12 protein-coding genes are annotated in these 13,392 nt (G+C 59.9%); 4 read left to right on the top strand and 8 right to left on the bottom strand.

The annotated features are described in order from the left end of the window. Positions 1–47 precede the first annotated feature (47 nt). From AB4P97_RS24380 to AB4P97_RS24365, 4 genes are all read left to right on the top strand, one after another. The gene (locus AB4P97_RS24380; RefSeq protein ID WP_042556943.1) at positions 48–212 is read left to right on the top strand and encodes a DUF1328 domain-containing protein; all 165 of its coding nucleotides are present in this window, start codon (positions 48–50) and stop codon (positions 210–212) included. A gap of 2 nt (positions 213–214) precedes the next feature. Further along, positions 215–679 carry an inhibitor of vertebrate lysozyme family protein gene (locus tag AB4P97_RS24375; RefSeq protein WP_042556942.1) on the top strand — a complete coding sequence of 155 codons (465 nt, stop codon included), beginning with the start codon at positions 215–217 and terminating at the stop codon, positions 677–679. A 701-nt stretch (positions 680–1,380) separates the two neighbouring features. Next, positions 1,381–2,712 (top strand): glutamate/aspartate:proton symporter GltP, encoded by a 1,332-nt coding sequence (gene gltP, locus AB4P97_RS24370; protein ID WP_042556941.1) that lies wholly within the window; start codon positions 1,381–1,383, stop codon positions 2,710–2,712. Positions 2,713–2,915: 203 nt separating this feature from the next. Continuing rightward, the gene (locus AB4P97_RS24365; RefSeq protein ID WP_042556940.1) at positions 2,916–4,145 is read left to right on the top strand and encodes a nucleoside recognition domain-containing protein; all 1,230 of its coding nucleotides are present in this window, start codon (positions 2,916–2,918) and stop codon (positions 4,143–4,145) included. A gap of 103 nt (positions 4,146–4,248) precedes the next feature. On the opposite strand, the gene AB4P97_RS24360 is transcribed toward AB4P97_RS24365, so the two are convergent. The 8 genes from AB4P97_RS24360 to AB4P97_RS24325 all read right to left on the bottom strand — a co-directional run bounded on the left by AB4P97_RS24360 (position 4,249) and on the right by AB4P97_RS24325 (position 13,321). Then, positions 4,249–4,875: an ABC-type transport auxiliary lipoprotein family protein gene (locus AB4P97_RS24360; RefSeq protein WP_261735434.1), complete on the bottom strand. Its 627-nt coding sequence runs from the start codon at positions 4,873–4,875 to the stop codon at positions 4,249–4,251. Beyond that, entirely contained in the window at positions 4,872–5,810 is a 939-nt protein-coding gene (locus AB4P97_RS24355) for an MlaD family protein (RefSeq protein ID WP_047299189.1), read from the bottom strand. Before AB4P97_RS24355 ends, AB4P97_RS24360 begins: the two co-directional genes overlap by 4 nt. A 1-nt stretch (position 5,811) precedes the next feature. After that, positions 5,812–6,615: an ABC transporter ATP-binding protein gene (locus tag AB4P97_RS24350; RefSeq protein ID WP_042556937.1), complete on the bottom strand. Its 804-nt coding sequence runs from the start codon at positions 6,613–6,615 to the stop codon at positions 5,812–5,814. Next, a complete protein-coding gene (locus tag AB4P97_RS24345; RefSeq protein ID WP_042556936.1) occupies positions 6,612–7,760 on the bottom strand; it encodes an ABC transporter permease in 1,149 nt (382 codons plus the stop codon). Before AB4P97_RS24345 ends, AB4P97_RS24350 begins: the two co-directional genes overlap by 4 nt. A gap of 54 nt (positions 7,761–7,814) precedes the next feature. Beyond that, a complete protein-coding gene (locus AB4P97_RS24340; RefSeq protein ID WP_042556935.1) occupies positions 7,815–8,843 on the bottom strand; it encodes a DUF5924 family protein in 1,029 nt (342 codons plus the stop codon). A gap of 112 nt (positions 8,844–8,955) precedes the next feature. After that, positions 8,956–10,335 carry a pitrilysin family protein gene (locus tag AB4P97_RS24335; RefSeq protein WP_042556934.1) on the bottom strand — a complete coding sequence of 460 codons (1,380 nt, stop codon included), beginning with the start codon at positions 10,333–10,335 and terminating at the stop codon, positions 8,956–8,958. Positions 10,336–10,503: 168 nt separating this feature from the next. Next, positions 10,504–12,162, bottom strand: coding sequence for a Na/Pi cotransporter family protein (locus AB4P97_RS24330; RefSeq protein WP_042556933.1), 1,659 nt, complete (start codon positions 12,160–12,162; stop codon positions 10,504–10,506). Positions 12,163–12,553: 391 nt separating this feature from the next. Next, entirely contained in the window at positions 12,554–13,321 is a 768-nt protein-coding gene (locus AB4P97_RS24325) for a TerC family protein (protein WP_042556932.1), read from the bottom strand. Positions 13,322–13,392: the final 71 nt, after the last annotated feature.

Here is a 13,392-nt window from a genome sequence, read left to right as displayed (position 1 = left end):
CGCCTGAACACGCAACATCCCTAAATAGAGAAGTAAGGAGAATCACCATGTTGAGTTGGGCAATCACATTCTTGATCATTGCCATCATCGCTGCGGTACTGGGCTTCGGTGGTATCGCGGGCACCGCCACGGGTATCGCCAAGATTCTCTTCGTCGTGTTCCTGGTGATGTTCGTTGTGTCGTTCTTCATGGGCCGTCGCGGCCGAGGTTGACGATGAGCGTTTCGAAGACACTGGCAGCCGCCCTGATTCTGGGCGGTAGTGCCATGGCGATGGCGGCCAACGACGGCCAGGCGCGGGTCAACGAACTGTTGAGTTCAGACTCGCAGTACAGGGAAACCTGGCAAGGCGTGGTGAAGAAGGAAGAACGCCTGCCGGAATGGGTGATGAACCTGTCCGGCACTTCCGAACAGCAGATGAATGCCGTGGAAGAAGATGGCGACAAATACCTTGTTGGCCCGCTCTGCGAAAATGCAGACAAGTGCCTCAATCACCGCTTGATCGTTGCGTTCAGCTTCGACAAGGACGATGCCTACGGCATGCTGGTTGATGTGCCCGAAGGTCTGCCGTCCGACAAGTCGCCAACGCGACATGCCACTTACAGGTTCTTCGGCAAGCCTGATCAGGGCATGCAGGATCTGTTGATGGAAACATTGAAAAAAGATCCGAAGTGGTACTGAGTTTGAACATGAGGGCAGCGCCTGCGCTGCCCTCTATTGCGCCCACCCGATGAAGGTCGGCGCATGACCAGGGGGCCGGGACGTTCTGACTGCTACAGAGTCGGAGTGACCTACGGGTACAGGGAGTGCCTGCGCAAGGGCCGGGTCAGGGTAAAAGCTGCCGCAAGTTCGTCAATCCAAAGGGGTTCGACGGGCTTGCGCCAAGCTTTCATTCAAGCAAAACGTTGATCCAGAGCGTTCAGCCCCTTCTTTTTATCGCCCACACTGCGCGCGAAAACATTACGCGGTGTTTCCTGGCGACCGTATATCGAGAAAGAGACCTTTTAAACAGTCGGACTTCGGGTCTCGATATGTAGGCTTTTTCCTGAAATTTCCGTCGAAATTCCTCGCTCAAAAAATAATCAATTTACGCTGCGATGGCCGGTTCACGGCACTTATGCCGGCCGAAATGTCACAATCGAACCGGTTGGGACGCCAGTTTCATTTAAAAAAGCTCATGCCGATTCGGCATAGGGTAGGCGTTTACGGCATTAGACGGCGCAACCTTGCATCGGAATAGTTGCGCCTTTTTTCGCCTGCCGAAGAGCCGTCAATACGCGCTTCGGGGCACCTTATACGGAGGCAGATGCACAGACTTTTCCGCTAAAGAGCGTTCCAGTTCCTGCATGTGCCTGAGTCAAACGCAAGTAAGGGTAAAGATAATGAAGAAGGCAAGAATTAGCCTCGCCTGGCAGATCCTCATCGGTCTGGTTCTGGGGATTGCAATCGGCGCGTTGCTCAACCATTTCAGTGCCGAGAAGGCCTGGTGGATCAGCAACGTCCTGCAACCGGCAGGCGATATCTTTATCCGTCTGATCAAGATGATCGTGATCCCGATTGTCATCTCTTCCCTGATCGTTGGCATCGCCGGCGTGGGCGACGCCAAGAAACTCGGGCGTATCGGACTGAAGACGATCATCTATTTCGAAATCGTTACCACCATCGCCATCGTCGTCGGTCTGGTGCTGGCCAACCTGTTCCATCCGGGTACCGGCATCGACATGAGCACCTTGGGTACGGTGGACATTTCCAAGTACCAGGCGACTGCTGCCGAAGTACAGCATGAACACGCGTTCATCGAGACCATCCTCAACCTGATCCCGTCGAACATCTTTGCGGCCATGGCCCGCGGCGAAATGCTGCCGATCATCTTCTTCTCCGTGCTGTTCGGTCTCGGTCTGTCGAGCCTGCAGTCGGACCTGCGCGAGCCGCTGGTGAAGATGTTCCAGGGCGTCTCGGAAAGCATGTTCAAAGTCACCCACATGATCATGAACTACGCCCCGATCGGCGTATTCGCACTGATCGCGGTGACCGTGGCCAACTTCGGCTTCGCTTCCCTCGTACCGTTGGCCAAACTGGTGATCCTGGTTTACGTCGCCATCGCCTTCTTCGCCTTTGTGGTGCTGGGCCTGATCGCCAAGCTGTTTGGCTTCTCGGTGTTGAAGCTGATGCGCATCTTCAAGGATGAACTGGTACTGGCTTACTCCACCGCCTCCTCGGAAACTGTGCTCCCGCGCGTGATCGAGAAGATGGAAGCCTACGGCGCGCCGAAAGCCATCTGCAGTTTCGTGGTACCGACCGGTTACTCGTTCAACCTCGACGGTTCGACCCTGTACCAGTCCATTGCCGCGATCTTCATTGCCCAGCTGTACGGCATCGATTTGTCGATCAGCCAGCAACTGCTGTTGGTGCTGACTCTGATGGTCACCTCCAAAGGCATCGCCGGCGTACCGGGCGTGTCCTTCGTGGTGCTGCTGGCGACCTTGGGCAGCGTTGGTATTCCGCTCGAAGGCCTGGCGTTCATCGCCGGTGTCGACCGCATCATGGACATGGCCCGTACCGCGCTGAACGTGATCGGCAACGCTCTGGCCGTGCTGGTTATCTCCCGCTGGGAAGGCATGTACGACGACGCCAAGGGCGAGCGCTACTGGAACTCCCTGCCGCACTGGCGCAGCAAGGAAAAACTGCCGGCCGGCGAGATTTCCAAGCAGTAATCCAAGACCCTGTGGGAGCTGGCTTGCCAGCGATGAGGCCAGCACATTCAACATCTTTGTTGACTGACACACCGCCATCGCGGGCAAGCCCGCTCCCACAGGGATCACCGCCAGCCGTTATAAACAAACCCCGGAGAAATCCGGGGTTTGTCGTTTCTGGCGACCCCGTTATCATTCGCCGCATCTTCCGGGGGATTTGACTGATGCTTAATGGCCTGTGGCTTGGCTTCTTCATCGTGGCAGCCGTGTCGGCGCTGGTGCAGTGGCTGGTCGGCGGTAATGCCGGGATTTTTGCGGCGATGGTGGAAAGCATTTTTGCCATGGCCAAGCTCTCGGTCGAGGTCATGGTGCTGCTGTTCGGCACGCTCACCCTGTGGCTGGGTTTCCTGCGCATTGCCGAAAAGGCCGGGATCGTCGACTGGCTGGCCAAGGTGTTGGGGCCGTTGTTTCTGCGCCTGATGCCTGAGGTTCCGCCCGGCCACCCGGCCCTCGGCCTGATCACCCTGAACTTCGCCGCCAACGGTCTGGGTCTGGACAACGCCGCCACGCCGATCGGCCTCAAGGCCATGAAGGCGTTGCAGGAACTCAACCCCAGCGCGACCATCGCCAGCAACGCGCAAATCCTTTTCCTGGTGCTCAACGCTTCCTCCCTGACCCTGCTGCCGGTGACGATCTTCATGTACCGCGCCCAGCAAGGCGCGCCGGATCCGACCCTGGTGTTCCTGCCGATTCTGCTGGCGACCAGTTGCTCGACCATCGTCGGCTTCCTGTCGGTAGCCTTCATGCAGCGCCTGCGGATCTGGGACCCGGTGGTGCTGGCGTATCTGATTCCCGGCGCGCTGATCCTCGGCGCGTTCATGGCACTGCTGGGGACAATGTCGGCCACGGCGTTGGCGGGGCTTTCGTCGATCCTCGGCAATCTCACGTTGTTCGGGCTGATCATGCTGTTTCTGGTGATCGGTGCTTTACGCAAAGTGAAGGTTTACGAGGCGTTCGTTGAAGGCGCGAAGGAAGGCTTCGACGTTGCCAAGAACCTGCTGCCGTATCTGGTCGCAATGCTCTGCGCCGTTGGCGTATTGCGCGCATCCGGGGCGCTGGATTTTGGTCTCGACGGGATTCGCCATTTGGTCGAATGGGCCGGTTGGGACACGCGCTTCGTTGATGCGCTGCCCACAGCGATGGTCAAACCGTTCTCCGGCAGCGCTGCGCGGGCGATGCTGATCGAGACAATGCAGACCTCCGGCGTGGACAGCTTCCCGGCGCTCGTCGCGGCGACGGTGCAGGGCAGTACCGAGACGACGTTCTATGTGCTGGCGGTGTATTTCGGTGCGGTGGGGATTCAGCGCGCAAGGCATGCCGTGGGTTGCGCGCTGTTGGCGGAACTGGCCGGCGTGATCGGCGCCATCACCGTGTGCTACTGGTTCTTCGGCTGATAGAGACCCCTGTGGGCGCTGGCTTGCCAGTGATGAGGGCAGCACATCCAGAACCTCTGGTGACTGACTCACCGCCACCGCTCCCACAGGGATTGTGTCGAGCTCAGGGTCTTTGGGGGGCCAGTTTCTGACCTTGGTCCACGGCCCACGCGACGACTTTGGCGGTGAGACGATCACTGGCCTGGCCAAACCCGGCGACCACCGCCGGCACTTGCACATCGCTCAGCGGCTGACGTTCTTCAAACCGGCGACTGGCCAGGATTCGCTGGTCATAGCCGCGCACCAGTAACGCATCGAGGCGCACGACGACGCTGGCCTGGGTGCCCTGATACTCGGTCTGAAACGCCTGCAAATTCCCGCCCAGCTCCAGATCCGCCTGAAAGTTGCTGTCATCGGTGCTCAGCAACGTCACCCGGCCATCGCGCTGAAAACCATCGAGTAGCCGATTGCGCAGCAATACCGGCGCCGGATCGCTCCAGCGCGAAGCCTTGTAGCTGCTGATCACGTCACCCTGCGGGATCACTGCGATGGTCGGCCGGTTCAACACTTCGCTGGCCTGCAACTTGTTCAAGCGCAGCGACCACTGCTGTGTCGCCGCCGAACCGCGCGAGGCGGGCGCCTGTGCTGCCGGCAAGCGGTAGACGTCCAGCGGCTCGGATTCGGGGAAGATCGTGCACGCGCTGATCAGCGTAAGGCCAGTGGCGAGGAGGGCGAGGCGGGTCAGCTTCATGGCGTGAACTCCTTGTTCTTGTCACTGCCCAGCAGGTAACCGCTGGGGTTGGCCTCCAGACGTTGGGAAATGGCCCGCAGCGAAGACAGGGTTTCGCGCAGTTCGCGGATCGCCGGCGCCAGGCCGTTGAGGCCCTGCATGCCGCTGTCGAGGGAGTTCTGGTTCTTGTTCAGCAACGCATTGATGGTGACGCTGCTGTCTTCCAGCGACTTCATTGCCTGCTCGGCGCTGCCCAGCGCCTGTTTGCCCTGATCGTTGAGCAGGCCGTTGGCGTTACGCATCAACGCCGAGGTCTGTTCGAGCATGCTGCCGGCCTGTTTGCCGACGCTCGCCAGTTGCTGCATGGCCTGGCGAATGTCGCCGCGCTGATCGTTGATGGTGCCGGTGGTCTGTTCGAGATGGGCGAGGGTCCTGCTGACGCGTTCGACGTTATCCTCGGAGAACATCTGATTAGCATTGTGCAGCAGGGCACTGATGCCGCTCATCAAGTCGTTGCTGTCATTGAGCAACCGCGAGATAGGCGAGGGCGACGCGATGATCACCGGGAGCTTGCCGTCATGCCCCTTGAGGGTCGGGCTCTGCGGCGTGCCGCCGCTGAGCTGGATGATCGACGTGCCAGTGATCCCGGTCAGCGCCAGTTTGGCCTGGGTGTCTTCCTTCACCGGCGTGTCGCCGCCGAGACGGATCCGCGCCAGCACCCGCCGTGGGTCCTGCGGATCGAGGCGCAGGCTGACCACGTCGCCGACCTTGATCCCGCTGTACTGCACCGAACTGCCCTTGGACAGGCCACTGACCGCCTCGTTGAACACCACCTCGTAATCCTTGAACTCGGTGTCGACGCTGGATTTGGCCAGGAACAGGCCGAAGAGCAGGGCGCCGGCCACCACCAGCACGGTGCACAGGCCAATCAACACATGATGCGCTCGGGTTTCCATGTCAGACCTCGTTGAGCAGTTTGGCGGCGTCCAGCGCCGAGCGGCCGCGCGGGCCGTGGAAATATTCGTGAATCCACGCGTCATCGGTTTCCGAGACCACGTCGATGGCATCGGCCACCAGCACTTTCTTCTGCGCCAGCACCGCCACGCGGTCGGTGATGGTGTAGAGCGTGTCGAGGTCGTGGGTCACCAGAAACACACTCAGACCCAACGCATCACGCAGGGTCAGGATCAACTGATCGAACGCCGCAGCGCCAATCGGATCGAGACCGGCGGTGGGCTCGTCGAGAAAAAGAATGTCCGGATCCAGCGCCAAGGCCCGGGCCAGAGCGGCGCGCTTGATCATGCCGCCGGACAGCGACGCCGGGTATTTGTCTGCCGCCGACAGCGGTAACCCGGCCAGCGCCAGTTTGACGGCGGCCAGATGCTCGGCGTCTTCGCGGCTCAGGCCCGCGTGTTCGATCAGCGGCAGGGCGACGTTTTCGGTCACGGTGAGCGAAGAGAACAGCGCACCTTTCTGAAACAGCACGCCAAAACGTCGTTCGATCAACGAGCGCTCATGCTCCGCCAGGCTCGGCAGATTCTGGCCGAACACTTTGACGATGCCCTCGCTGGGCCGGCGCAGGCCGACAATGCTGCGCAGCAGTACCGATTTGCCGCTGCCGGAGCCGCCGACCACGGCGAGAATTTCGCCTTTGTACAAATCCAGATCGAGGTTCTCGTGCACGCTCTGCGTACCGAAGCGGTTGCACAGGTTACGGACTTCAATCACCGCCTCCGAGGGCGCACGGGGTAGACGACTCACCAGCCCATCTCCATGAAGAACAGCGCAGCCACCGCGTCGAGCACGATCACCACGAAAATCGACTGCACCACACTCGACGTGGTGTGTGCGCCGACCGATTCGGCGCTGCCACTGACCTTGAAGCCTTCCAGGCAGCCAATCGCCGCAATCAGAAACGCGAAGATCGGCGCCTTCACCAGGCCGACCAGAAAATGCTGAACGCCGATGTCGCTTTGCAGCAGCGAGAGGAACATCGCCGGCGAGATATCCAGCGACACCGCGCAGACCACGGCACCGCCGATGATTCCGCAGATCATCGCCAGAAAGGTCAGCAGCGGCAGCGCCACCAGCAACGCCAGCACGCGCGGCACCACCAGCAGCTCCATCGGGTCAAGGCCGAGGGTGCGAATCGCGTCGATTTCCTCGTTGGCCTTCATCGACCCGATTTGCGCGGTGAACGCACTGGCGGTGCGCCCGGCCATCAGGATCGCGGTGAGCAAAACACCGAACTCACGCAGGAAGGCAAAACCCACCAGATCGACGGTGAAGATGCTCGCGCCAAAACTGGCCAGCACCGTCGCGCCGAGAAACGCCACCACAGCCCCCACCAGAAAGGTCAGCAACGCCACGATCGGCGCGGCGTCGAGACCGGTCTGTTCGATGTGCGCGATCATCGGCGTGATACGCCAGCGCTTGGGCCGAAACAGGCCACGAGCGATGGTTTCCAGAATCAGGCCGACGAAGCCGAGCAGTTGCAGGGTGTCTTGCCAGACCGTGTCGACGGCGCGGCCGATGCGCGTCAGCAATTGCACGCTGACGCTGATTTCCGGTTCCTTGATCGGCACGCAGAAATCGGTCAACGACTGATACACGGTCTGCAGCAGCGCGCGGTCGGCGCTGGAGATTGTGCAATCGGGATGTTCGGCGGACTTGCCGAGGCGCTCGGAACCGAGCAGTTCCACCAGCAATGACGCGCCAGCAGTGTCGAGGGCGCCGAGGCCATTGAGGTCGATGGGCGTGTCGGTGTCGTACTGGCCGCGCAGGGTTTCGCTCAGATGTTTGAGCTCGGTGTAATGGGCAAGCGTCCAGTCTCCGCTGATCCGCAGGCGGGCAGGGGTGTTGGACGTGTCCAATTGGGCGCTGCCTGTCATCGAGCTGCTGGTCATAAGCTCCGTGCTTGTTCGGCTTCTAAGCGAACTAACGTAATAGCACGAACCGGATTACTTTTCTTTGACCGGTGTGCTGTCGGTGATTTCAAAGCGCAGCACACCGATCAGTTGGCCATCCTCGGTCAACACCCGCACTTGCCATTTGCCCGCCGGGTTGCCGGGGAAATTCTGTTTGTGCGTCCACGCCCGGTAGCCTTCCTTGCGCCCGCCGTGGATGTCGAGGGCGATGCGATCGACCTCTTTGCCGTTGAACTGCCAGACGTGATAAATCCGCTCATCGAGCCCGCGCGGTGCATTGATCGCGGTGTAGGCGTAGAGGCCGCCGTTGCGGATCTGCTCGGCGCTGACCTTATCGAGACTGGCGCCAGGGGTGCGATCCTGCATTTGCGTGCTGATTGCCACATCGGTCATCCATAGCGTCGCCGGCGGCACCCACGAACGCAATGCCCAGCCGACGCCACCGATGCCCACGGTGATGCACAGAATCGCCAGCGCGTTGCGTACGGTGCGGATCGGGAAGATCGACGCCAGGCTCGGGAACGACAGCAGCACGGCAATCCCCAGCGCCCATTTGAAACTTTGCGAGGTGGTCAGGTGCATGATCACCGGCAACGCCGTGAGCAGGGCGGCGAACAGGGTCAGGGTGTGCAACGCGAGAAACGCCCAGCGCCGTGGCGCCAGCCATTTGTAATAGAGCGGGTCGACGATGGAGATCAGCGCGGCGACGCTGAGCAGGCCGGTAAAGATCAGTTGGCTGCTGTTCCACGTCGTGGTGATGAAAAAGAACGGCAGGACAAAAAACAGGCTTTCCTGATGGATCATCTGCGTCGCATAACGCAGCAGCGGTTGAGGAATTTCCCGTTTGAACACCCGCGTGAAGAGGCCGGTGAGGGTGTTTTCCAACATCAGCCAGATCCAGCTGAGCAGCATGATCACCGTGATCCAGCTCGCCAGTCCCTGCTGGCGATCGACCAGCATGAAACTGCCGACCCCCGAGATGAAACCACCCAGCGCAATGACCCCGGGGTAACGCTTCATCAGCTCGATAATGCGCTGGATAAGGAGGGTCAGTCTGGACATTTTGGCGGTTCACAACGATAGGGGAAAAAACCTCGACAGAGTAGCGCCCACCGGGCCACGTGGCGAGGTTGGCAGTCAGTTATTCGGTGCATTGACTGCGATCTTTTGATCTTCACGCGCGCTTACGATGCAAGCGCCAGCCAATCAACATCAGCAGCACCAGACCCACTCCACCTGCAGCTACCCACAGCACCTGATCATCACTGATCAGCGGCTTCTCGATCCGCAGATACCCCGGTTGCAACATCAACTCACGCATCGCCTTGTTCGCCGTTTCCAGCGTCACGCCTTGCAGGTCCCGCGCAGGGTTGGCGAAGCGGCCGTCCTGATAATCGCTCAGCGCGCTCCAGTAATAATCGGCCATCGCACTGTTGCCTTGTACCGCCCAGGCCTGATGGGCGATGGCGGCCTGTTTGATCCGGGCGAAGGTGTCAGGGTCGAGACCGTTTTTCAGCAAGTCCGCCTTGAGGTCTTCCAGGACCTGAATGGCTTCGTCGACGTCATCGCGATCCAGGTCAGCGTTGAGGCTCATGAAGCCGACGCCGCCGAACACTTCGCGTTCGGCCCACGGCCCGTAGGACAAACCGTGGTTCAGGCGAATCTGCCGGTACAGCGCCCAGTCGAGGTAATCCTTGAGGATATCGAAGGTCTGGTCGTACTGATCGTCCAGCACCGGCTCCGGCACCAACCAGTGCAACTTGGCGCCGTCACCCATGAAGCCGCGGGTGAGGGTGCGCTCGTGGGCGGCGCTGGTGCTGATGTCCGGCAGCGGACGGTGCTCGCTGGGTTCGACCGGTTCGAGGGCGCCCCACGTGCGTTCCAGATAAGCCGGCAGCAGTTTGTCGAGTTCGCCGACGATGATCAGGGTCATGTTGTTCGGCGCGTACCAGGCCTGGCGCACCTTCTCTAACTGCTCTTGGGTCAGATGATCGACTTCGGCGCGTTGCGGGCATTTCAGGCCCAGTTCGACGGCCAATTGATTGCTCGCGGTGTGGCCCAGATCCTGACGATCAAGAAAACGTTGCAGGCGCGTGTAATGGCCGCCGTCTTCACGCTCGACCACGCGTTTGGCGGCGTTGATCGCGTTGTCGTCAATGCGGGTCTGGGTCAGCAGAGCCAGCAGCAGGTCGAGCACCTTGCGCTGGTTCTTGGCCGGGGCTTCGATGACGAAGGTGGTGTCGGCATTGCTGGTAAAGGCGTTCCATTCGCCGCCCAGGGCCTGCATGCGTTCTTCGAGACCACCTTCGCCAGTGGCGTCAATGCCGCTAAACAGCAGGTGTTCGAGCAGGTGCGGCAGCTCTTTTTCGTCGCAGTCAAAATCATCGAGACCGACGCCGACCACCAGGCGGATCGCCACATGCCCACGCTCGGTGCCGGGCTTGAGCATCAACTGCAAACCGTTGGGCAACGCATAGCCTTCGACCTGAAAACGATCCAGGGCGAAGGAGGGTAGAGAACCGAGCAACAGACAGGCGAACAACAGGCAACGCATAACAGGCTTCCATACGGCTGATTTGGAGATCCGTGTCGTCAGTCAGATCGCTTTCGCTAGCAGGCTAGCTCCCACATTTGAAATGCATTCCCCTGTGGGAGCTAGCCTGCTAGCGAGGAGGGCCTGAAAGCTGAATCAAAGTTACTGACTGACCACAACCGCAGACGTTCAAGGCGAATGCGTAATGTCGCTCATATCATCCGCCGCCAGCGCGCCGGTATCCGCCGTTTCCAGCACCACATACGCACTGCCGCAGAACAGCGAATTGAGCCGGCGCATGTCCGCAATCAACTCCAGATGCAGCGAACTGGTTTCAATACTCTGCACGATCTTGCGCTGCAATCGGCTGACATGCGCATGGGCCAAACGGCGTTCCTGTGCGCGGAAACGACGTTTTTCGCGCAACAACTGCCGGGCACTTTCCCGGTCGCCACTGAGAAACACCGACAGCCCCAACCGCAGGTTGGCAATGAGCTGCTGATGCAGCACGGCCAGATCCTCCAGGCCCTCTTCGGAAAACGAACGACGTTGCGAAGTCTTCTGCTGCTGGATCTTGCGTAGCATGCGTTCGATGACATCGCTGGACAGTTTCAGGTTGATCGCCAACTCGATGATCTCGGCCCAGCGTCGACTGTCCCGCTCGCCGAGATCCTCGCGGGGCATCTGCGCCAGATACAGCTTGATTGCGCTGTACAGCGCTTCGATGTCGTCGGTCAGCCTGCGCACCTCCTGAGTGACGGCGGTCTGCTTGCCGCGCAACACATCGAGAGTGGCATCGAGCATGTTGTCGAGCAGATCGCCCATGCGCAGGGTTTCCCGTGCGGCGTTGGCCAGCGCAAGGCTTGGCGTGACCAGTGCGGTCGCGTCGAGATGACGCGGTTTGGCGGTGCCGTTGACCTCCGGCCGTTCAGGCAGCAGCCAGGCACATAGCCGCGCCATCGGACCGACACTCGGCAGCAGAATCAGGCAACGCGCGGTGTTGTAGAGCAGATGGAAGCCGATGACCATTTCCTGCGGGCTGAAATCGAGGCTGTCGATCCAGTGCACCAGCGGATCAAGCACCGGGATGATCAGCAGCAGGCCGATCAGTTTGTACAACAAACTGCCCAGCGCCACTTGCCGGCCCGCCGCGTTCTGCATGCTGGTGCTCATGAACGCGAGAATGCCGCTGCCGATGTTGGCGCCGATCACCAGACCGATCGCCACCGGCAGACTGATCACCGCCGCCCCGGCCAGTGTGGCGGTGAGCAGTACGGCGGCGAGGCTGGAATAGGAAATCATCGCGAACAGCGCGCCGACCAAGGCGTCGAGAAGGATATCGCCAGTCAGCGAGGCAAAAATCACCTTCACCCCTTGCGCATGGGTGATCGGCGCAGCGGCCTCGACGATCAATTGCAGCGCAAGAATAATCAGCCCCAGACCGATGGATACGCGACCCATTTGCCCGAGCCGCGTCTGTTTGCGCGACAGAAAGAAAATCACCCCGACAAAAATCAGCAGCGGCGACAGCCAAGACAGGTCGAAGGTCAGCACCCGGGCCATCAACGCCGTACCGACGTCGGCGCCGAGCATGGTCGCCAGCGCCGGGGTCAGCGCCATGAGGCCCTGGCCGACAAAAGAGGTGACGAGCATGGCGGTGGCGTTGCTGCTCTGCACCATCGCGGTCACGACGATACCGGCGACAAAGGCCAGCCATTTTTTCGACATGTTCTGGCCAATCACATGGCGCAACTGGGTGCCGTACACCCGCAGGATGCCGGTTCGAACGATGTGCGTGCCCCAGATCAGCAGGGCGACGGCGGAAAGCAGATTGAGCAGGGTGAGCATGCAAACCCCCTGAAATAGCAGCGCTCCAGAGGAGCAAGTTGACGGTGCCGCGCGGTTTCTACGTTCTGATACTTAAGCTGTAGTTGGCTAACGGTCTGTGCGCCAGCATTGCACAGCCAAAGTGGGGATTGAAACAAAACTGTCATGAAAAGGCGTTCATTCACGTTCGCCACAAACACGGCAAAACCCTGTGGGAGCTGACTTGCCAGCGATGACGTCGGCACAGCGAACATTGATGTCGACTGACACCCCGTTATCGCTGGCAAGCCGGCTCCAACAGGTTCTTCTGTCTGCGTGAACTACGGTTTTTCAAGCATCAAAGACAAAAAAACCTGTGGGAGTCTGGCTTGCCAGCTCCCACAGGTTTTGTATTGACTGCTGGATTACCGGGTTACTGGCCCGGAATGTCCTTGCGCAGTTTCACCGGATCTTGCTGTTGTTTCTTCTTGGCCATCGCGCCACGCAGTTTGATATTGATCGCTTCCACTGCCAGCGAGAACGCCATCGCGAAGTAGACGTAGCCTTTTGGCACATGCACATCGAACGATTCTGCGATCAGCACAGTACCGACCACCAGCAGGAACGACAGCGCCAGCATCTTCAGCGACGGATGTTTGTCGATGAAATCGCTGATAGTCCCGGCCGCCAGCATCATCACCAGCACCGCAACGATGATCGCTGCAACCATGACGGGAACGTGCGAGACCATGCCGACAGCGGTGATCACCGAATCCAGCGAGAAGACGATGTCGATGATCGCGATCTGGATGATGGTGTAGAGGAAGTTGCCACCCTTGCCGCTTGGCGTTTCTTCGCTTTCATCTTCGCCTTCCAGTGCGTGGTACATCTCTTGCGAGCTTTTCCACAGCAGGAACAGACCACCGAAGAACAGGATCAGGTCGCGGCCGGAGATGCCTTGGCCGAACACGACGAACAGGTCGGCCGTCAGGCGCATGACCCAGGTAATCGACAGCAGCAACAGGATCCGCGTGATCATGGCCAGCGCCAGACCGAAAATCCGGGTGCGCTGCTGCATGTGTTTGGGCATGCGGCTGACCAGGATCGAAATCATGATGATGTTATCGATACCGAGGACGATTTCCAGGGCGGTCAGGGTAAAGAAGGCAACCCAGATTTCAGGGTTGGTCAGCCATTCCATGTGTATTCCTTTGAGCGATTGTTAAACCACAAAGAGTCCGGGCTTCAAACAGCGAAGCCGGGACTCTGTGC

The organism is Pseudomonas sp. A1230 (assembly GCF_044218825.1).
Classification (GTDB): Bacteria; Pseudomonadota; Gammaproteobacteria; order Pseudomonadales; family Pseudomonadaceae; genus Aquipseudomonas; species Aquipseudomonas iridis.
This window is presented reverse-complemented; position numbering and strand designations above follow the sequence as displayed.